Genomic DNA, 19,541 nt, shown 5'->3' with positions numbered 1-19,541 from the left:
TTTAACTACAATTATATCACTAACATTATACAATAGACATACGGAAAAGCATGCAGGAAGATGAGGGTTATATGCTGAAATTCGAAATGCGGGAGGTTAATAATGGAAAAACGTGTCACAATATCTGTTCGTGAGCTAGTTTCATATGTATATCGGGGAGGAAGTATTGATGAAAGGTTTCAATCAAACACAGCTTTAGTTGAAGGCACAGCGATACATCAGGAAGTGCAAGGGAAATATAAAGAGGAGGATGAAAAAGAGGTATTTTTGCAATACGAGTTTGATCAAGATGGGATATCCTTGAATATTCAAGGGCGTTGTGATGGGCTCTTACGGACTGATGAAGGGGTTGTGATCGATGAAATAAAATCGACTGCACGAGAACTTGAGGAAATTGATGAGCATAGCCATCCCGTATACTGGGCTCAAGCAAAAGGATATGCTTTCATGTACGCCACCCAACAGCAACTTCAACATATCGAGGTTCAGTTGACTTATGTTCAGAAAAACACGAAAGAGAAAAAAAGGTTTCAACAAAAGTTTACTCATAAAGAACTGGCGGTGTTTATGGATGAGACGATTGCTGTATATTCATCGTATGCAAAGATTCTTCTACATATCCGGGAGCAAAAGGAAAAGACAATACCTGAATTGGGTTTCCCTTTTCCAAATTATCGGGAAGGTCAAAGAAAACTTGCGGGGAGCGTTTACCATACCATCGAAGAAAAAAGAAACTTATTCGCTCAAGCCCCTACAGGGATAGGAAAGACGATCTCTACACTCTTCCCAGCCATTAAGGCGTTGCAGTTAGAAGGGACGGAGCGTATATATTATTTGACTGCCAAAACGGTCACACGGGCTACGGCAGAAGAAGCATTGTTGAAGATGAAAGAACTCGGGTTACAACTCAGGTCTGTTACTTTAACAGCTAAGGATAAAATTTGTTTCCAAGAAGAAACGATTTGTCAGCCTGAATACTGTATGTTTGCAGATGGATATTACGATCGTATAAACGGAGCCATCATCGATATTCTCATTAATGAAACACAAATGACTCGCTCTGTCATAGAGGAATATGCACGGAAGCATCGGGTATGCCCATTTGAATTTTCTCTTGATTTGACCGATGTGGTTGATGTCGTAATCGGAGATTATAATTATATTTTTGACCCAAGAGTTTCATTGAAGCGACTTCTGCCTGAGAAGAAGAAAAAAACTGCCCTCTTGGTCGATGAGGCTCATAATCTGGTTGAAAGAGCCCGTGATATGTATTCAGCTGTCATTCATAAACATTCTTTTCAAGCTATTCTTGACGAATGGGGGAGTGATAATGAGAAGTTGTTAAAAAGTGCAAGCGCGATAGTCAAAGACCTGGAGCGAATTCACTTGAGTGGCGGGTCACACAGGAAACTTGATGATATTCCTGGAGAATTGGAAGAGAACATTGAAAGATTCATTTCAGCAGCAGAAGCTGTATTGCAGGAAGAAGCGGTAGGTGAGCAGTCTGAGGCGTTACTCGATGTGTATTTCCAGTCCCAGAACTTTGTTAAGATTCTTGAATTAGTCGATGATCATTATCGTTATATAGGAGAAAGTGTGAATGATGACTTCACCTTAAAGTTATTTTGTCTTGATCCTTCTCATGTATTGCGTCAAACGACAAAGTCTTTTCGTACCAGTGTTTTTTTCTCTGCAACATTATCTCCTTTCGCTTATTACAAAGAGATGCTGGGAGGAACGAAGGATGATTATATATTGCAACTCCCATCACCATATGAGGCCTCTCAAATAGATGTGATGATCACCCCGCTCTCCACTCGGTATAAGTCTAGGGAACAGACAGCTCGCCAATTAGTTGAAAGGCTCCAGCATCAAGCGGTCGAACATCCAGGAAACCATTTATTTTTCTTTCCCTCCTATCACTATATGGAGATGGTCTATCATGAATTTCGTAACACATCTGATTTGGATTCAGTCATGCAGGAAAAAGGGATGAATGAAGACAGGAGAGAAGATTTTCTGGCTCAATTTGTTGAGGGAGGGCGCTTGATCGGTTTTGCTGTTTTAGGCGGTATTTTCTCTGAAGGAGTGGATTTAAGGGGAGATCGTCTGAACGGTGTGGCTGTGGTCGGTATAGGGCTTGCACCAAGAAGCTTTGAAAAAGAACTGATTAAAGATTATTTCAATCAAAAAGGCAGAAGCGGTTATGATTATTCGTATGTGTTCCCAGGTATGAATAAAGTACTTCAGGCAGGTGGAAGATTAATACGTTCCGAGGATGACTCCGGTGCTATACAGCTTGTAGATGACCGTTTTCTATCCCGGAAGTATATGCAGCTCCTCCCAGAAGACTGGGGAAATTATCGAATATTAAGGTGAATTGATTTCCTGGGAAATATTATGCCGAATGGTGGGAGATATTTTAGAAAGAATGATTAAATTCTCTCTAAAATATCCTGACAAAACTCTTCCACATGACCCTGGTTTTCTTTGGAAATGCCATATATATCATAAATAGCTTCATCAATTGTTCGTTGAAGAGGTCCAGTATTGAAGTGTGGGTTCAGCTTTTTTTCTTTCACAAGAGAACGGGATGCAGCCCTTACTATTTCCTTGTTAATAGAAGAAGGTGCTGCATAAGGGAGCTTCTTTATATACCCTGATGTTATCATGTTAGTACGATTAAGGACCTTTCTGACCATATATGTAGCTAGCTTGCTGTTCAATAATCCTAAAAAATAGAATAAATCATCTTCATTTTCTGGAAAGAAGTTTGCATTCACACCAAAAAGACTGTTTTTTGGAAGATAAGCGGCAGAAAAACCAACACCCATGGAAGAGCAGGTAATTCCTTTTCTGTAAAAAAATGCTGAATTCCTTATGGTGAAATTGGGGTGTCCTTCTTGTTGGATTTGCCAATCTTTGTGTATGTAGTATTTCGGAGCATAATACCATCCATCATTTACTCCACCATTTTTGTAAAAAGGAATCCACTCTTTAAAATTATCAATTTGCTCATATTTACGAAGGAAATGCCTGTCGTTTCCAGTTGATATCCCTGTACCACCTTCTATGACATCACCAAATTTTTGGTAAGGCATCTGAAAGTGTTGAAGTATCTCAAATGGTACATTGATGGCGAAGTTGTAGCCTGGCAGAGATTCAAAGTGTTTCTGGTTCAAATATTGCACATTTTTCGTTAACGGCGTCTCATAAAACTGATTATCCAGCCGATCGACCAATTTCATCAGAGATCCGTTCTCGTCTTCTCCTGCTTCCTTCTTTTTCAGGATGAGAATGGCTGTGCGAACATCCGCTTTCCCTTTATGAAAAAGCCTTCTTGGTGCTAAGGCGATCTCTTTGATTTGGGTTTGGCTCAGCAAGTAGTGACGGAAGTTTTTGTAATAGACATTTGTCAAAAAGGAATCTTGTACAATCATAGTAAGGATCCCTCCAGGTTTTAAGGCCTGTATGCCTTTATGAATAAAAAGGGAATATAAATTATGTACGCCGATTGAGCCGAATTGTTTCTTAATGAACTCATTGTTTTCGAGGAAATATTCGCTTTGCCTTTTTGATTTGTATGGAGGGTTGCCTATTATTGCGTCAAATTCCTCGTACACGTCCGCTTTGAGGAAATCAGTAGTCATAAAGTTGACATCTGAATGTGGTGTAGATACAGTCGGATCTATATCATAGGCATAAAGTAATCCCGGGTCTATGCCTTCTGCTATAAGAGTAAGAGTGAAAATGCCATCACCAGTAGAGGGGTCAAGGATTTTCGGGCGTTCGATGGATGCTGGTAAATAAGATAATAATGTATGGACCATGTGGTTGACGGTTTCTTGAGGGGTTCCATATTGTCCCATCATACGTTTTTGAGATATCATCATACCCCTCCTTTTATACTGAGTATATATTACTATACATTCATTCATTTGTCACCATTTTTTACCAACCAATTACCTATTAAGGGATTGTTACTGACTTGAGTTCCTATATGCGGTACCATTCTCCCATAAGCCGTAATGCTAAAAAAGGACACCCTTTTAAGAAAGGCGACTGAAAAACCCTTCTCCATCCAGAGGAGCTGTTAAAGTTTGTTGTTGCTTCTCACGACTCGCTTGTCGGTGGATGCTTGCCGCGGGCACGGCCTCAGCTAACTTGGTCAAGAAGATCCCTTGACCAAGTGGATCTTCGGCTCGCGCTGTTCCCGCAGGCGTCACCACCGAACGCTCCTCGTGGAAGCAACAGTGGCCCATTTAAAAAGAGTGAAGCCGAGTTGAACGATAAAAGCGTCCAACTCGGCTTCTTTATTTGATGCCTAACTCAAAAAGATGCAGTTACCTCTTTTAAGAAGGTTCCTTTTGTTAACTTTAATTAAATTAAGTTGACATTTAGGTGGCGGTTCACGTATCTTAATAGATGAGATATAACGTTGGGAGGAAAATACTTATGAAGCGTTCTCGTTTTTCTGCATATGATATTACTTTGGGAGCTCTTTTCGTAGCACTGATGGCAGTTGGAGCGAACATTACTGCTTTTATGCCATTTTTACAGGTCATGGGCGTTCCGATAACGTTACAAACGTTCTTCGCTATATTGGCAGGGCTTGTGCTGGGAAGCCGATTGGGCTTTTTCTCACTCCTCGTCTACACCACTCTTGGGTTGATCGGTGCTCCTATATTCGCTGGGTTCAAAGGCGGGGTATCCATGTTGTTTTCCCCTACATTCGGATTCATTGTATCTTTTATTGTTTTAGCCTATTTAGTAGGGAAGCTTGCTGAATCCAATCGTCAATTACCTATGTATATCGGGGCGGCTTTTGCAGGACTTATTATCAATTATTTCATAGGAGTGAACTGGTTTTATTTCGCTCTGAATTTCTGGGTCGGTGGTGAAGGGATAAGTTTCACGTTAGCGTGGTCCAGTATGATACCATTTTTAATTAAAGATACCGTATTAGCAGTTAGTGCTGGTTTCTTTGCTTATCGTTTGGAAAAATCAGTGTTGCATCGAACACAACTGCGTCAGGCAGCATGATGAAAAGCAGACCAGCTGGGTTGCGTGGCTACTGAAAAACCCTATACAGTCTAGAGGATCTGTTAAAGTTTGTTGTGGCTTATCATGAATCGCTTCTCGGTTGATACTTGCCGAGAGTCGTGTTGTTCCTGCAGGCGTCGCCACCGCACGCTCATCGCGGAATCAATAATGGCCTATCTGATTTTCTTTAATTTATAAAAGAAAATTACTCTGCGTGTACAGGGGACATGGGCCGGTGGCGATATTCACCGTTAATATTAAACGAATACTAAAGCTCATGGAGGAGTAAGAACCTGAATGTCTCATCGAAATAAAGAAGCCGAGTTGAACGATAAAATCGTCCTGCTCGGCTTCTTCTTTGATGGAATCTTTCGGCATTGAAATAGGAAGTTGTGAATCTTGGCGGAACATCATCAGTCTCTTTGTTCCTTCTTATCTTTTCAATCCTTCTACTATACTTGCTAAAATAAGAGGAAAGAAGGGAGCTGTGGTGAGGAGTGAAATATGCAGGGTATTTACTATTGGTCATGTTGCTGGTTTCATGTTCAGAGGAGCCTTCGCAGGAAAAGGCGGAATTGAAGAGAGAAAGGTTTCAAACTGTCGAAAGTAACTTAGAAACTCCTTGGAATATAGAACATGACGAGAACGTCTTTTACATTACCGAACGCCCAGGTAACATTGTTTGCTGGAGTAATGGTGATGATCCAGAACGCTTGGCAGTCGAGACGGAAAAAGAAATATTGCAAAACGGAGAAGGCGGGTTGCTTGGTTTTACCCTTAACCCTGAACGGGAGGAACAGGCGATCATTTATCATACGTATCAGGAAGAGGGAGTCATTAAAAACAGGGTTGTACTTATTGAAAAGGGAGAAGGTAAATGGCAGGAGAAAGGAATACTATTGGAGGGAATTCCAGGTGCCCCTTATCATAATGGGGGGCGTATTGAAATTGGTCCTGACGGTAAACTCTATATAACTACTGGTGATGCTTCCGAGGAAAATCTGGGTCAGAAGCGGGAGAGTTTAGCAGGGAAAATTCTCCGGATGAATATAGATGGAACAGTACCTGAAGATAATCCGGTACAAGGATCGTTCCTATACAGCTATGGTCACCGTAATTCCCAGGGGCTTACCTGGAATAGCGAAGGTGACTTGTTTTCATCAGAGCATGGCCCGAATAATCATGATGAAATCAATAGAATCGAAGCGGGAAAGAATTACGGGTGGCCGACGATTGTTGGTGAAGAAAAGAATGAGGGAATGATGTCGCCACTCTATCAAACGGGAGATCGTACGTGGGCGCCATCAGGTCTCAGCGCTTTTGATGGAGAACTCTATGTAGCAACTTTAAGAGGGGAAGCGTTAAGAAGAATCTCTCAGCAAGGAGAGGACCCTGAAATAATTACTGACCGCTTTGGAAGAATAAGAGATGTAGAAGTTATTGAAGGCGAAATTTACTTTATTACGAACAATACGGACGGACGTGGAAACGCTGATGAAAAAGATGACAGACTTATTCGGTTTTCACCGGAATAACCAATATTATGAGAGAATGGCGGTTTATTATGGGCTTGGGGGACTGCGCCGTGGTCCTTGTCCATGCTGCCAATATAATGATTTTTTCATGAAAGAGTGAATGGTATTTCACCTGTATATGGAGAAAGAGGTCACAATTTCCTTTCCCTTCATCTTTTCGTAATTGAAGTAAATAAGGGTTAGAATTCAAAAAAGGGGTAAATATAAAAAGAGCGGGGCTTAGGCCCTGCTCTTTTAGGCATCTTCTGATATGAACTTTCCGTATAGGAAGGTCATGATAGCGAATAACGCAAATGCGACTAACAAAATTGTACCGCCGACAATAAAGAAAACGGTATTAAAAGCACTCATACCATCAATCGGCTGTGTGTAATATAGCCACATGCCCACCGTCAAGCCGAAGACTCCGAAGAAAGATGTCCATACATGAGCCTTAGCCAGTTTGGAATCTTTAGGTATGTTGAAGACTTTATAGTAAATGCCGAAAGCGAAGAGGGAAAGCCAGCCGACAACTAAAATATGTGCGTGGATAGCGCTTAATTGTAAGCCTCCACCCCCAGCCATATGGGATCCCATAAAGGCTCCGACCAATGCATAAATGGCTGCCACTCGGACGAAAAAACGTGTGCGATCCATTACTTAAACCTCCATTCAATCCTCTATCATCTTACGTCATTATATCGAAAGCTTTTACAAATGAAAATCAAAAATGGAAAATGTCTTAAAACGTTCATCATAACTTGGCTTTGTCATACTTTTGTGTCATTTGGATTGCCGGGGATGTTGAGATATGATGAATAATGTACTTACTGAAAGGAGTGTTTTCGATGGAACATAGATTAAATCAATTCACTGATTATTTAAAGGAAAATAGTGTGGATGCAGCATTTATCAATTCTACGGAAAACTTTTTCTATTTGACAGGCTTTCATACAGATCCTCACGAAAGACTGTTAGGGCTGCTTGTTTTCCCGGAGGACGATCCGATTGCTGTTTTACCGGGCATGGAAAAAGGGCAGATCCGTGATACAGGTTGGAAGTATGATGTGCTTGGGTATGCTGACCATGAGAACCCGTGGGATATGATGAAAGAGCTGATGAACCAAAAGGGTTTGACAGATATCCATACGGTTGGAATTGAAAAACAAGTCCTTTCATATGGGAGAAGTGAATCGTTCTTCAGCCTCTTCGAAAACATTGAAATTAAAGATGTCGAAGGTCAGTTAAATGAAATGCGCGTTGTAAAAGATTCTGAAGAAATCAGCATCATGAGAGAAGCAGCTGAACTTGCCGATTTTGGTGTGAAAGTAGGAACAGAAGCCTTGCAGGAAGGCGTCACTGAAATGGAGGTTCTAGCTGCTATTGAATATGAACTTAAGAAGAAAGGCGTTGCTGAAATGTCTTTCTCAACAATGGTCCTCTTTGGAGAAAAATCTGGCCAACCGCACGGAAATCCGGGAGATCGCCAATTGAAAGCCGGGGACTTCGTATTGTTCGATTTAGGTGTGGTGTGGAAAGGTTATACTTCAGATATCACACGAACCTTCGCCTATCGCTCTATCAGTGATGAACAACAAGAGATTTATGAAAAAGTGCGTGAAGCCCTGGAAGCTTCATTAGCTATCAGTAAACCGGGCACACGTATTGGTGATCTAGACCAAACAGCCCGTGATGTCATTACTGAAGCCGGATATGGAGATAAATTTCCACACAGAATCGGCCACGGTCTAGGGATCAATGTCCATGAATTCCCATCTATGAGTCATTTGAATGACGGCATATTGAAAGAAGGAATGACCTACACAATTGAGCCGGGTATTTATGACCCTGCCGTGGGTGGGGTGCGCCTTGAAGATGATGTGCTCATTACAGAGAATGGGTATGAAACATTAACAAAAACACCAAAAGAGCTTCGAATAATTGAGTAAAAGAAAGATGCTGGGATAAAAGAATACTTCCACTAGAAAACCCGAACGAAAAATCGTTCGGGTTTTCTTTATGAAGCAATAAATGCATACGCCGCTCCGGTAAACACCCACCGACAAGCGATTCGTAAAACTTTAACAGCTTTCCTAGATTGAAAAGGGTTTTTCGGTGGCCTCCACTGGGCGGCCTTTTTTTGCTATGGATTTGGATAGCGGAGCTAGAATCTCATAGGGCAACATATTTGGTTCTGTCCCCTCCCTAAGATTCCCGTGCTCTCTACAGGGTTTTAAAGCTGGCCTGCCAGCTTCTAAGCCTCTGGTCTTAGGTGAAAATATATCTCAGGCTCATTACGACAAAATCTTGTTATCGATATGATAGATATAAGAAAACAGCGAGGAGGGAAAAGATGAAAAAGTTTTTGCTATTCATTGCAGGGCTGGTAGCTCTTGGTATATTGCTCGCGAACCTTGGACCAATGGTTTTACTAGGCGTGAGTGTGTGGTTGCTCTATGTTGTGTTCAAACAATTTATGAAGACAGATTCTACAGCCGGTAAGATCGCTTGGATAATCGCCGGATTGATCATTCTGAGTGTGGCTGTGTCTAATGTTTTTGCAGTAATTGGATTGGTGGCTGCTTATGGACTTTATCTGATTTATAAAAATTGGACAAGCCAAAAAGAAGCAGCGGTTTCCAAATCAGATGACCCGTTCACGAATTTTGAAAAACAGTGGGCAGAAATGAACAAATAATTTTCTGAAGGAGAGATTTTGAATGACTAATTTATTTACACGTTTGAAAGATTCGATTTCTGCAGATTTGCATGATGCATTGGATCAAAAGGAGCAGAAAAACCCTGTAGCGATGTTGAATCAGTATCTTAGAGAAAGCGAAAGGGAAACAGAAAAAGTAAGAAAGCTGGTAGAACGTCAATATCGTCTGAAGGATGAATTCACACGGGAATACCAAAAAGCTCAGGATATGGCAGACAAGCGTACACGCCAGGCAGAGGTTGCTGAAAAAGCTGGGGAAACGACTATGCATGAATTCGCAATTAAAGAGCAGCAAGAATATGAAGCCCGCGCTGAACGTTTGAAGGAATCAAGGGTTGAAAGTATTGAACAGCTCGAGGCGCTAGAAAGAAAATACGAAGAAATGAAGCATAAATTGAAGGACATGCACTTGAAGCGTATGGAATTGATGGGGCGTGAAAATATCGCACGAGCTCATCACCGTTTGAATCAGGTGATAGAGGATGCTTCGGACAAGCCATATTCCAGGTTCTCAGAAATCGACAGGTATATTGAAGATTTAGAGTATAAGGTGAACAGTGCCTACTACCACAATACATTCGATAGTAAAATCGCACAATTAGAACATGGTATGAAGAATACAGAAGAAGTACCAGCTAAATAGAAATCGTGATATGATAAAGGCGCAGATTTCTGCGCCTTTTATGATACACAAGAGAGACGGAAAGGAGGATGACCCTTATGCTTAAAAGACTAACAACAGATACGATCAACACGATTTTAATCATCGGGGTGATTCTCCTTGTCGTAGAAATCGTCTTCTTTAATGGCGGCCTTGTTTTCTCGTTGCTTTTCTCCGGGATATTGATGTACATTGGCTGGAAAAACTATGCGCCTCTATGGCGTAAAGTTTTGTTTTGGGTCGGTTTAATCAGTTTGGTTTTCACTATATTCAGCATGATTGCAGTCAGATTCCTTCTCGTTGCGATCATTTTTCTGTTCGTTCGTAATTACTTTAAATCCCGTGAAAAACCGGAGCACATCACTCCTGAAATTCTTGATAAACATCAAGAAATGCCGCATCAGGAGCCGTTGTTATCTCAAAAAATTTTCGGAGATCAAATGACTCCCGATCATTCTTATGAATGGCAGGATATCAATATCCATGGAGGGTTTGGGGATCGAGTGGTAGATTTGAGTCAAACCGTGCTGCCGCATGATGAAGCAGTTATTTCCATCCGTCATCTTGTTGGGAATCTGACTATCTACATTCCTTATGAAATAGAAGTGAGCATCCATCACAGCGCGTTGATCGGAAGAGCGTCCATTTTCCAATACAGAAAAAACAAAGTACTCAACCAAGTTCTGTCTTATCAGACGCAAGATTACCGCCATGTAAAGCCGAAGGTGAAAATCATTACATCGATGGTTTCTGGAGATCTTGAGGTGAAGCGAGTATGAATGTGTGGCAGAAGCAAGTTTTGTCAGGAGTCCTGACCTTTCTCGTGTTCATGGTTATATTACTTGGTATTACTTTTTTCGCCTTTCCGGTAGGTTCGTGGTCTGATTTATGGAATCGCCGTGTCCTGGACCTGCCGTTTGGTTTTTTAGTTCTTGTCTTAGCTGTGACGGCTGGGTTTGTAGTCGGAATCGCGCAAGGTTGGTTTTGGCGTCGTCAGCTCCACGTCATCCAGCATCAGTTAAGCGAATTAGCCAAAGGTAACCCGATGGTGTATGAAGGATCGGATTTGAATGAAATTAAGCAAATTGAGGATAAAATACAACAAGTTGAAGAGAAAATGGCGAAACAAACCGAGCTTGCTCAACGTATGGTTACAGAGAGAGCAGAAGACCGGGAGAAGAGTTTGCAGGAGGTAGTTGTCCAGGAAAGGAACCGGCTTGCTCGAGAGCTTCATGATTCTGTAAGTCAACAATTGTTTGCAGCATCTATGATGATGTCAGCAATAAACGAGACACCTTCTCAAGATTGGCAGGCGACAAAGAAGCAAATGCAGATGGTGGAAAAAATGATTCATCAATCACAGTTGGAAATGAGAGCATTGCTTTTACACTTACGGCCAGTAGCGCTGAAAAATCAGTCATTATCTGAAGGAGTCGAAGAACTTCTTTACGAACTTACGCAAAAAGTACCCATGGATATTGATTGGTCAATAGAAGACCTGACGTTGGATAAAGGGATAGAAGACCAACTTTTCAGGATTCTCCAGGAGTCTGTATCCAACACATTGAGACATGCGAAAGCTACATCTTTAAATGTCATGTTGATTGAACGTGATCATAACATCATTCTCCGTGTAGTAGATGATGGGGTCGGTTTTGATGTGGAAGAAGGAAAGTCCAGCTCTTATGGGCTGCAGAACATGCAGGAGAGAGCTTTTGAAGTGGGGGGCACCCTGAAAATCGTCAGTTTGAAAGGTCAAGGCACCCGATTGGAAGTAAAAGTTCCATATCGGAAAAAAGGAGGGGAAGGATCTTGATTACAGTTTTATTTGCGGACGACCACGAGATGGTCAGGATTGGTGTTTCCGCTTACTTATCGGCACAACCAGATATTGAAGTCATCGCAGAGGCTGACGATGGTGAAGCGGCGATTGGGATGGCTCTTGAACACCGCCCTGATATCATCCTTATGGATTTAGTGATGGAGCGGATGGACGGAATTGAAGCCACAAAGCAAATCATAACTCAATGGCCCGAAGCGAAAATCATTATTGTAACCAGTTTCTTAGATGATGAAAAAGTGTATCCTGCCTTAGAAGCAGGAGCGACAAGTTATATGTTGAAAACGTCCAAGGCTGAGGAAATTGCAAAGGCCATTCGTTCTACACATGAGGGTCAGTCGATTTTAGAACCTGAAGTAACAGGAAAAATCATGACAAAAATGCGCTCCCCTCATGTGGAAGACTTACATGATCAATTGACGGGTAGAGAAAAAGAAATTTTATTGCTGATGGCTGAAGGGAAAACAAATCAGGAAATATCCGAACAGCTCTTTATCGCCTTGAAAACAGTGAAGGTCCATGTAAGTAATATTCTTGGTAAATTGGAAGTCTCTGACCGTACTCAAGCGGTCATTTATGCATTCAAACATAATTTAGTGAATTAGGCATTCTCGACGTCTTTTCGTCGAGTTTTTTATTGGACCATCATGACATACACCATAGCAAGGATGAGAATCAGGTAAAAAATAACCAGCTTCCAATAAAGTTTTTTCATACCATCCCCCTCTTTGATTTGAGAACTACATACTCTATTCAATTTATGTGAACAATCATATAAAATGACAAAAAAATCCGCTATAAAATCTCTGCTTTCATTTGTTCATTTTCTTGATCTCCGGTTGCTTGGATTTCTTTGTTTTCGGGAATACCAAAGAAGAAGAGGTGATGGACGTGAATTGGAAAAATTCTTTAGCTGTTCAGGCGACATGGTCAGGTGAGATTTCAAAACGTAAAGCCAAACAGAAGGTGGCTGATGAGGTCAGTCGATATGTCAAAAATGGTGATGTGATCGGAGTTGGTTCTGGATCGACCTCATACCTTGCTTTGGAAAAAATTACACAAAGGGTCCGAAGTGAAGGGATGAATGTGACCGCTATTCCAACATCCAAGGAAGCGGAAATGAACTGCAGCTATTTTGGTCTGCCTACTTCATCGCTTATTTCGGTTCAGCCGGATTGGGGCTTCGATGGAGCAGACGAGGTAGATGAAAACAACCGTTTAATTAAAGGAAGGGGTGGGGCGCTTTTTGCAGAAAAACTCGTGATGGCGAGCTCATCTAAAACGTATATTTTAATAGATGAAAGCAAGCGTGTTCATCAACTGGGAAAGAAATTCACTGTACCTGTAGAAGTGGACCCGCGTGCCATCCATTTGGTGGAGACGAAGTTAACACGATTTCCGGTTGAGCATGTTCGTCTGCGTATGGCTCAATCAAAAGATGGCCCTGTCCTGACTGAAGCAGGCAATGTGATACTGGATGTGGGTTTCAAGAATATAGGTGATCGCCTGGAAGACGAGTTAAGTGCTATACCCGGTATCATTGAAACAGGGTTGTTCATTGGGTATTCCGTGGAAATTTTAACGGTTTGACGCCCATTTTACTTATATTTATTGGTACATTGTAATACTTTTTCTATAATAGTAGTAAATCCTTATCCAAAGGGGAATCATTATGGGACTGCCGAAGAGGATTGCTTACCAGGATCAACGTTACCCGTATATTGTACTTGCGCCGATTGGAAAGAAGAATAAGCAGATTCGATCAATCGGACATAAATTCGAACGGGGGTTATTATCCAGGCTGAACGACGCCATCGTGGATCAAATTAAAGACAAAGCTCTTGACGTCTCTGCTATCCGCCCGTATTTGGGGTTATCGGGAAGAGCTGTCCTGCCGGTTTCTTTACAAAAAGAAGAAACCATTCATCCACATTTGTTGCGCCCAGAATTGTTTTTATGGGGGTCCTTGTCTGAAGAACATGGACTGCCTTTGAAAAGAGAATTCTTATATGAAACAGATTTTACCCAGCTTTCTTCTGAGCAACTAGGTAAACATGTAGGAGAAGTGCTTGAGGACTATCTGTTTTTATCACATATCAGTGAGCATGAGCGAGAATACTGGCTTCAAAAAATCTCCATAGCATTTCATGCACATCCGATTGTAAAGCTATTTCATGAAAAAAGGAAAGTGATTGATGCTGTCGAGGGGATGAATCAGTCTTCACTGATTTCTGTGTTGAATTACCCTGAAGATATCGCTTACTGGCGTCACCGGGTTGAAATCGTCATGAGGCCATTCCGTTCCTTACCTGAACAATGGTTGAGAGGGAGAGAAAGTAGCTGTTCCCATCAAAAAATCCTTGAATTCGATTCCGAACACCGCTCCATTTGCTGTTATTGTGAATCTTGTGATTTCTGTCTTTTCTATCATGTGGATGAAGATGAAGTCAGTTTCATGGAAGAGTATGATGTGGAGCGTGCGGAGAAGCGGATGGTGACAATTGAAAAACAATTCAATGAAATTGCCAGAAAGAATCAACGGCTTTTAGAACAACTTGTCCAGTTGAAGGCATTGAAGAAACAGCTTTCGTCTGCTCGTAAGACACTGGAAGAAAGTCTTGAGGTCATCCATCAGATTGAGCGTTATCAAAGGAAAGAAGAAAACCTCAAATTATATCCGCTGCTGTATATGTACGATAAAATGAGCCGGACCCAAATTCCGGACCAATCCAGTAAATCGGAATTGCTGTGGTTATCGAGAGTGGTCATGGACGATGTGCGAATGTTCAAAGAGCTCCGAGAATGGAAAAAGGTCGTACCGGAACATGTCTATCCGATCACAAGTCATGTTCTAGAAGAGCTGAAAAGTAAATTAGAAGAAGTCCGGTATGGGGATGAGGATATCATCATAACGGTGAAGGGGAGGCCACTCACTTATGCCTATACCCAGCAAATTTTAGATCTGATTTATTATTATGGCTCGGATTACCCTGCTCACACTTTAGTACAAATGCTTGCCGGTAAAGCGACGAACAAACTCCGTACCTTACATTTACATGAAACACGTTGGTTCGGACTCCTATCCAACTGGCCTGAAAAACACATCCAAAAACTCTTCAATCAATTAGAAAAGCAAGGATGGCTTATGAAACAACAAAAAGGTTATTCCATCAGTGACTATGCAGAAGAAGTTATGTGAAATAGAATCAGGGTACTGATCCGTCCACTTCCGGCAAGTGGTGTAAGCGTTCAGCTCCGTTCTTTCTTTGACGGATTACCTACGCGTGGATATAGACCTGCTGGTCAGGCAGGTCTTATTTTTATCTGCAACCCCTAAAAGGAAAGCGGTTACTTGTGCTATAATACCCATACATACTTACATGAATGAGATAGGTTTCTAAATCAAATCATATTCACGAAATAATAAAATATGAACGTGAAATCTAAGTGAAATGTGTTGCTTAATAAGGAGGGGACCAACTATGAAATCGATTTACCACAAAGCATTAGGAGACAATTTTCACCGCCTTCACCCAGAGATGCAAAAAAAGTATGGTCTGACAAGTAAGCAAAACCTGATGATCTTAGGTCAAGGAAGAATGACAGAAATCAGAGGGACTCATCCTCTGTTACGACCTTTATTGCAAATAGGAGCAAGAGATCATCTCGTTTTTGCTGAGCGTGGCAAGGATGTGCCATTCACTTTAGAGAATTATGTGTATACAGATGAAGAGGGACGTGAGACGATCAGCTGGATTCGCCGTTTCTTTTTCCCTTATTCCATCCGTGGCTTCGATGCGGCGATGAGGTTCGACGAAGAAAAGCAGAAGATTGTTGACTGTCTTGGTAAAACAGGAGTCTTCCAAACAGAACTCGATCTGCATGTAACAGCAGCAGGTGGTCTTTATATGGAGTCGAAGGCACTGAATCTAAAAGGTGAGCGATTCTTGCCGAGCCCTGTAACCGCGCTATATGAACACTATGATGAAGCCGAAGACGCTTATCGTGTCCATGTTCATGTTGAACATCCTTTGTTTGGTACAATACTTATGTACGAAGGAACGGTGCATACCGAATTTCTGCCAATGACATTTAACAATATTCCAGAACGTGGCGTATTAGAATAGGGAGTGACTGTATGAGTGATCGATATAACAAAGAAAACGAAAATGTCCATACGGATTTTGCGGAGCGGATGACCTATGGGGAATACTTGAATTTGGATGAGTTGCTAGCAGCGCAAAACCGTCTCTCCTCCCATCATGATGAAATGCTTTTCATCATTATCCACCAAGTGAGTGAACTGTGGATGAAGCTGACTTTGCACGAACTTTATGCAGCCATTGATGCCATACGTCAGAATGAGCTCCAACCAGCATTTAAAATGCTGGCAAGGGTCTCTAGCATCCAAAAGCAAATCATTCAAGCTTGGGATGTATTATCGACTCTGACGCCGGCAGAATATATGGAATTCCGTGACCAGTTGGGCCAAGCCTCAGGTTTCCAATCTTATCAATATCGAATGATTGAATTTGCTTTAGGTTATAAGACCCCTCATGTATTGAAGATTTATAAAAAGAATCCTGAGTTACATAAACAATTGGAGGATTCTTTTGAATCTCCGAGCATTTATGATGCTACGATTGAAAAACTCTCTGAAGCAGGTTTTAATATAAACCCTGATCTTATCGGACGTGATTATACGCAAGCATATGAGTATGATGCCTCTGTTGAAGCGGCGTGGGCTAAGGTTTATAAAAATGTCGATCAGTATTGGGAGTTATACCAGTTGGCGGAAAAGTTAGTAGATATAGAAGATAGTCTGCAACAGTGGCGCTTCAGACATATGAAGACAGTCGAAAGGATCATCGGACACAAAAAAGGGACAGGTGGATCCTCTGGTGTCGGTTATTTGAAAAAAGTTCTGGACCACCGTTTTTTCCCGGAATTATGGGACGTCCGTACACATGTTTAATAGACAGAAAAAACTGAATATAACTATTTCGTTAAGTCATTGTTACATTTATGTTACGATAGGTTGTGTGAATTTAAGATAAAGAGGGAAAAAATTTATGAAGCAACCTATTTTATATATGTTACTGTTTACCGTTTTGCTATCAACGGGCTGTTCGTTCATAGCAAGTGCTAATAAAGATTCAGAAGAAACTGCATCGTCAGAGTCTGCTGTCTATAAGGTAACGATGGAAACCGACATCGTAGAATATGATGAATTTCATATCACTATACATTATCCCCAGACACCCAACAATCAAATGAACCAAACCATCGTTGACTATGTGAATCAACAAAAAACATACTTTAAACAAGAAAGTTATAACAGTATTCAAGAAGGACAGTCTAATGAGTCGCATGAATTGCATATCGACTTTGAGGTTCTCCACCAAAACCAACGATTTTTCGTAGTGAGATTCAAAGAAACGATGGATATCGGTAAGGACAATCCGATTACTGATCAAACCATTATGAATTTTGACAAAAAGAACGGAAAACGTCTTGAAGTTGGTGAATTGTTCAAGGATGATGTTTACTACGTGGATCGACTGTCTGAACTCACAATAGAAAAACTTGAAAAAGACGTCGAACAGGGAACAGTAGAGAATTCCGTTAAAATACAGCCAAAGCCTGAAAACTACAAACATGTCGCTCTATCTGGAGAAGGATTAGTCATTTATTTTAATAAGGATAAGCGATTACCATCCAGCATTAATCTAGAGCTTGAAGAGGTTTCCAGTATGATGCGTTCGGAGTATGCAGAAGCGATAGGGGAACTTTCAAATGCGAAATCAAAATCTTCAACTCCTGAATCTGCATCTTCAACAGTTACCGTTGAGGATTCCATCGATGGGGATTTGGATGGAAAGAAGCGGGCAGCTATCACATTTGATGATGGACCTCACCCTAAAGTGACTGCAGAAATCCTTAATCTTTTAGACAAATATGAAGCAAAAGCGACTTTCTTCATGATTGGAAAAAGAGTCAGTTATTATCCAGAGGTGGCACGTGACGTGGCAGACCGCGGTCATGAAATAGGTAACCATACATGGAATCACCCGCGGTTAAACAGATTGACTTCTGAGCAAGTCGACAATCAAATTGAATCGACACAAAAAATAATCAAACAAGTGACTGGCAAAGAGGTAGGGCTGATCAGATTACCGTTTGGTGAAGAACCTCCGCTGGATTATAAAAACCAACTGGATGCGGTTCCTTGGACTATATATTCTGAAGGTTGGAAGGACAAAGAAGCTTTGGAAATCTCTCAGGAGATCCTTTCACAAGTAGAAGATGGTTCTATTATTTTACTTCATGAGTTGAATAATAAAACTCCAGAAACACTTGAGCTGATTTTAAAGAATCTGAAACATGAAGGATATGATTTGGTTCCTGTGAGTAAATTAGAACAAGATAAATAGAAGAGGCAGAGATAAAAGAATTTTTCCACTAGAAAACCCGAACGAAATTTCGTTCGGGTTTTCTATATGAAGCAATAAATGCATACGCCGCTCCGGCAACATACTTCGTTTTCCCAGTGTCAGTTATCGTTTTGTCCCGACATCTTTGTTTAGTCACATTAACTCTCAGAAGCCCTTTGCTGTGGCAAAAGTACCACTCCAAAGGTTTGCTTAAGATGGTCTGGGGGGTGAACAAGGCGCATGCGCTTTTAATCTCACTTATTTTATTTTTGGAATAGTTTGTTGTGGATCCAATTTCCCCAGCGGTTGAATTCAACAAGAAATCCATCATGCCCATAGTCTGTGTCCACATGATGATGCTCAGCTCGAGGCGGGTATTCAGCGAAATGGCTGATTAAGGCACAAGGATAGAGAAGATCATGTTCAAAGCTGATGGTATATAAATCTGCTTCGTATTTTTCGGCTGCTGTCTTCCAACCTTCCCTCCCTCGGCCGATATCATGATTATTCATAGCTTGAAGGAGATAAAGATAACTGTTGGCATCGAAGTGTTCTTTAATTTTATCCCCTTGGTGATCCAGGTAGGATTGAATGTTATATGAAGTTTCAGCATTGTGAGAGCGTGCAAACCTTTTCTGGAAAAGTGTACTGCTTCTATAGGTGACCATACCTGTCATCCGGGCAATTTCGAAACCTTGCAGCTGGTCATTCGATTCATAATAGCCTTCTTTGAACTGCGGGTCGGTTTGTATGGCGCGTGCCCCGATGTGATTGAAGGCAATGCCATAATCACTTAAATAGGGAGTAGCAGCCAGGATGAACAACTGCTTCATGTAACCTGGATAAAGAAGCCCCCATTCATATGTTTGCATTCCACCAAGAGAACCACCGGCGACGGCCTGGACTTCTTTGACACCTAATTTTTGCAGAGCTTGGTATTGGGCGTGAACCATATCACGTATCGTAACGTCAGGGAAGCTCTGGCGGTATTTTCTCCCTGTTTCAGGATTGATACTAGCAGGGCCGGTAGAGCCGTGACAGCCTCCTAATACATTGAATGTAATGACTTGAAAATGTTTGGTGTCTATTGGACAACCATCTCCGATCAATCCTGCCCACCAGCCTGGTTCTTCGTCTGATCCCACCGCAATTTGGTTACCTGTCAAGGCGTGACATACGAGGATGACAGGGGCCCCTTGAGGACCATAACGTTCATAAGCAAGCTCAACATGCTTCAAATGTTCACCAGATTCAAAAGTGAAAGGTCCGATGGCTATAGAACTGCTTGTAAGTGGTTGGCTGGTGGGGTTCTTCAATGACATATTTGATG

Annotated in this window: 19 protein-coding genes; 14 read left to right on the top strand and 5 right to left on the bottom strand. The window is 41.5% G+C overall.

Annotated elements, in window-relative coordinates; genetic code table 11:
- Window positions 1–102 precede the first annotated feature (102 nt).
- Entirely contained in the window at window positions 103–2,379 is a 2,277-nt protein-coding gene (locus tag ACTWPX_RS01205; protein WP_443118155.1) for a helicase C-terminal domain-containing protein, read from the top strand.
- Window positions 2,380–2,435: 56 nt separating this feature from the next.
- Here ACTWPX_RS01205 and ACTWPX_RS01200 read toward each other — a convergent pair whose 3' ends face one another.
- Together ACTWPX_RS01200 and ACTWPX_RS01195 are read right to left on the bottom strand one after the other, a co-directional pair.
- Window positions 2,436–3,890: an Eco57I restriction-modification methylase domain-containing protein gene (locus tag ACTWPX_RS01200; protein WP_443118154.1), complete on the bottom strand. Its 1,455-nt coding sequence runs from the start codon at window positions 3,888–3,890 to the stop codon at window positions 2,436–2,438.
- 159 nt (window positions 3,891–4,049) lie between these two features.
- On the bottom strand, window positions 4,050–4,229 hold the full coding sequence (locus ACTWPX_RS01195; protein WP_443118153.1) for a hypothetical protein: 180 nt from the start codon (window positions 4,227–4,229) through the stop codon (window positions 4,050–4,052).
- Between the two features lie 226 nt (window positions 4,230–4,455).
- Between ACTWPX_RS01195 and ACTWPX_RS01190 the strand changes: the two genes are divergently transcribed.
- Window positions 4,456–5,043, top strand: a complete 588-nt coding sequence (locus ACTWPX_RS01190) for a biotin transporter BioY (protein ID WP_443118152.1) — start codon at window positions 4,456–4,458, stop codon at window positions 5,041–5,043.
- A 192-nt stretch (window positions 5,044–5,235) separates the two neighbouring features.
- Here the strand turns inward: ACTWPX_RS01190 and ACTWPX_RS01185 are convergent, their stop codons facing one another.
- A complete protein-coding gene (locus tag ACTWPX_RS01185; protein ID WP_443118151.1) occupies window positions 5,236–5,454 on the bottom strand; it encodes a hypothetical protein in 219 nt (72 codons plus the stop codon).
- Window positions 5,455–5,540: 86 nt separating this feature from the next.
- Between ACTWPX_RS01185 and ACTWPX_RS01180 the strand changes: the two genes are divergently transcribed.
- Window positions 5,541–6,578 carry a PQQ-dependent sugar dehydrogenase gene (locus tag ACTWPX_RS01180; RefSeq protein ID WP_443118150.1) on the top strand — a complete coding sequence of 346 codons (1,038 nt, stop codon included), beginning with the start codon at window positions 5,541–5,543 and terminating at the stop codon, window positions 6,576–6,578.
- Window positions 6,579–6,812: 234 nt separating this feature from the next.
- Here ACTWPX_RS01180 and ACTWPX_RS01175 read toward each other — a convergent pair whose 3' ends face one another.
- Window positions 6,813–7,214, bottom strand: coding sequence for a hypothetical protein (locus ACTWPX_RS01175; RefSeq protein ID WP_443118149.1), 402 nt, complete (start codon window positions 7,212–7,214; stop codon window positions 6,813–6,815).
- A gap of 191 nt (window positions 7,215–7,405) precedes the next feature.
- Here ACTWPX_RS01175 and ACTWPX_RS01170 point away from each other — a divergent pair, with 191 nt between their 5' ends.
- The 11 genes from ACTWPX_RS01170 (at window position 7,406) to ACTWPX_RS01120 (ending at window position 18,211) form a co-directional block, all read left to right on the top strand.
- On the top strand, window positions 7,406–8,506 hold the full coding sequence (locus ACTWPX_RS01170) for a M24 family metallopeptidase (protein ID WP_443118148.1): 1,101 nt from the start codon (window positions 7,406–7,408) through the stop codon (window positions 8,504–8,506).
- 404 nt (window positions 8,507–8,910) lie between these two features.
- Window positions 8,911–9,255 carry a lmo0954 family membrane protein gene (locus ACTWPX_RS01165; protein ID WP_443118147.1) on the top strand — a complete coding sequence of 115 codons (345 nt, stop codon included), beginning with the start codon at window positions 8,911–8,913 and terminating at the stop codon, window positions 9,253–9,255.
- A gap of 22 nt (window positions 9,256–9,277) precedes the next feature.
- Window positions 9,278–9,919: a PspA/IM30 family protein gene (locus ACTWPX_RS01160; protein ID WP_443118146.1), complete on the top strand. Its 642-nt coding sequence runs from the start codon at window positions 9,278–9,280 to the stop codon at window positions 9,917–9,919.
- 77 nt (window positions 9,920–9,996) lie between these two features.
- Complete coding sequence (liaF, locus tag ACTWPX_RS01155) at window positions 9,997–10,716, top strand: cell wall-active antibiotics response protein LiaF (RefSeq protein ID WP_443118145.1); 720 nt, start codon at window positions 9,997–9,999, stop codon at window positions 10,714–10,716.
- Window positions 10,713–11,753: a histidine kinase gene (locus ACTWPX_RS01150; protein ID WP_443118144.1), complete on the top strand. Its 1,041-nt coding sequence runs from the start codon at window positions 10,713–10,715 to the stop codon at window positions 11,751–11,753. The genes liaF and ACTWPX_RS01150 overlap by 4 nt, the downstream gene beginning before the upstream one ends.
- Window positions 11,750–12,382 carry a response regulator gene (locus tag ACTWPX_RS01145; RefSeq protein WP_443118143.1) on the top strand — a complete coding sequence of 211 codons (633 nt, stop codon included), beginning with the start codon at window positions 11,750–11,752 and terminating at the stop codon, window positions 12,380–12,382. The genes ACTWPX_RS01150 and ACTWPX_RS01145 overlap by 4 nt, the downstream gene beginning before the upstream one ends.
- Before the next feature lie 280 nt (window positions 12,383–12,662).
- On the top strand, window positions 12,663–13,367 hold the full coding sequence (gene rpiA / locus ACTWPX_RS01140; RefSeq protein WP_443118142.1) for a ribose 5-phosphate isomerase A: 705 nt from the start codon (window positions 12,663–12,665) through the stop codon (window positions 13,365–13,367).
- Between the two features lie 82 nt (window positions 13,368–13,449).
- Window positions 13,450–14,976, top strand: coding sequence for an RQC-minor-2 family DNA-binding protein (locus ACTWPX_RS01135; protein WP_443118141.1), 1,527 nt, complete (start codon window positions 13,450–13,452; stop codon window positions 14,974–14,976).
- A 283-nt stretch (window positions 14,977–15,259) separates the two neighbouring features.
- Entirely contained in the window at window positions 15,260–15,904 is a 645-nt protein-coding gene (locus ACTWPX_RS01130) for a DUF4166 domain-containing protein (RefSeq protein ID WP_443118140.1), read from the top strand.
- Between the two features lie 11 nt (window positions 15,905–15,915).
- Window positions 15,916–16,752, top strand: coding sequence for a tryptophan 2,3-dioxygenase (gene kynA, locus ACTWPX_RS01125; protein WP_443118139.1), 837 nt, complete (start codon window positions 15,916–15,918; stop codon window positions 16,750–16,752).
- 97 nt (window positions 16,753–16,849) lie between these two features.
- The gene (locus ACTWPX_RS01120) at window positions 16,850–18,211 is read left to right on the top strand and encodes a polysaccharide deacetylase family protein (protein WP_443118138.1); all 1,362 of its coding nucleotides are present in this window, start codon (window positions 16,850–16,852) and stop codon (window positions 18,209–18,211) included.
- A gap of 263 nt (window positions 18,212–18,474) precedes the next feature.
- Here the strand turns inward: ACTWPX_RS01120 and metX are convergent, their stop codons facing one another.
- Window positions 18,475–19,533, bottom strand: coding sequence for a homoserine O-acetyltransferase MetX (metX, locus tag ACTWPX_RS01115; RefSeq protein ID WP_443118137.1), 1,059 nt, complete (start codon window positions 19,531–19,533; stop codon window positions 18,475–18,477).
- Window positions 19,534–19,541 lie beyond the last annotated feature (8 nt).

Source organism: Halobacillus sp. H74, assembly GCF_052246715.1.
Taxonomy (GTDB): domain Bacteria; phylum Bacillota; class Bacilli; order Bacillales; family Halobacillaceae; genus Halobacillus; species Halobacillus litoralis_A.
This window is presented reverse-complemented; position numbering and strand designations above follow the sequence as displayed.

Coding starts and splice junctions, on each gene's coding strand:
- ACTWPX_RS01170 (WP_443118148.1), top strand. CDS start 7,406: ATGGAACATAGATTAAATCAATTCACTGATTATTTAAAGGAAAATAGT.
- ACTWPX_RS01185 (WP_443118151.1), bottom strand. CDS start 5,454: ATGTTCCGCCAAGATTCACAACTTCCTATTTCAATGCCGAAAGATTCC.
- metX (WP_443118137.1), bottom strand. CDS start 19,533: ATGTCATTGAAGAACCCCACCAGCCAACCACTTACAAGCAGTTCTATA.
- ACTWPX_RS01190 (WP_443118152.1), top strand. CDS start 4,456: ATGAAGCGTTCTCGTTTTTCTGCATATGATATTACTTTGGGAGCTCTT.
- ACTWPX_RS01205 (WP_443118155.1), top strand. CDS start 103: ATGGAAAAACGTGTCACAATATCTGTTCGTGAGCTAGTTTCATATGTA.
- ACTWPX_RS01160 (WP_443118146.1), top strand. CDS start 9,278: ATGACTAATTTATTTACACGTTTGAAAGATTCGATTTCTGCAGATTTG.
- kynA (WP_443118139.1), top strand. CDS start 15,916: ATGAGTGATCGATATAACAAAGAAAACGAAAATGTCCATACGGATTTT.
- ACTWPX_RS01165 (WP_443118147.1), top strand. CDS start 8,911: ATGAAAAAGTTTTTGCTATTCATTGCAGGGCTGGTAGCTCTTGGTATA.
- ACTWPX_RS01200 (WP_443118154.1), bottom strand. CDS start 3,890: ATGATATCTCAAAAACGTATGATGGGACAATATGGAACCCCTCAAGAA.
- rpiA (WP_443118142.1), top strand. CDS start 12,663: ATGGACGTGAATTGGAAAAATTCTTTAGCTGTTCAGGCGACATGGTCA.
- ACTWPX_RS01135 (WP_443118141.1), top strand. CDS start 13,450: ATGGGACTGCCGAAGAGGATTGCTTACCAGGATCAACGTTACCCGTAT.
- ACTWPX_RS01175 (WP_443118149.1), bottom strand. CDS start 7,214: ATGGATCGCACACGTTTTTTCGTCCGAGTGGCAGCCATTTATGCATTG.
- liaF (WP_443118145.1), top strand. CDS start 9,997: ATGCTTAAAAGACTAACAACAGATACGATCAACACGATTTTAATCATC.
- ACTWPX_RS01150 (WP_443118144.1), top strand. CDS start 10,713: ATGAATGTGTGGCAGAAGCAAGTTTTGTCAGGAGTCCTGACCTTTCTC.
- ACTWPX_RS01120 (WP_443118138.1), top strand. CDS start 16,850: ATGAAGCAACCTATTTTATATATGTTACTGTTTACCGTTTTGCTATCA.
- ACTWPX_RS01130 (WP_443118140.1), top strand. CDS start 15,260: ATGAAATCGATTTACCACAAAGCATTAGGAGACAATTTTCACCGCCTT.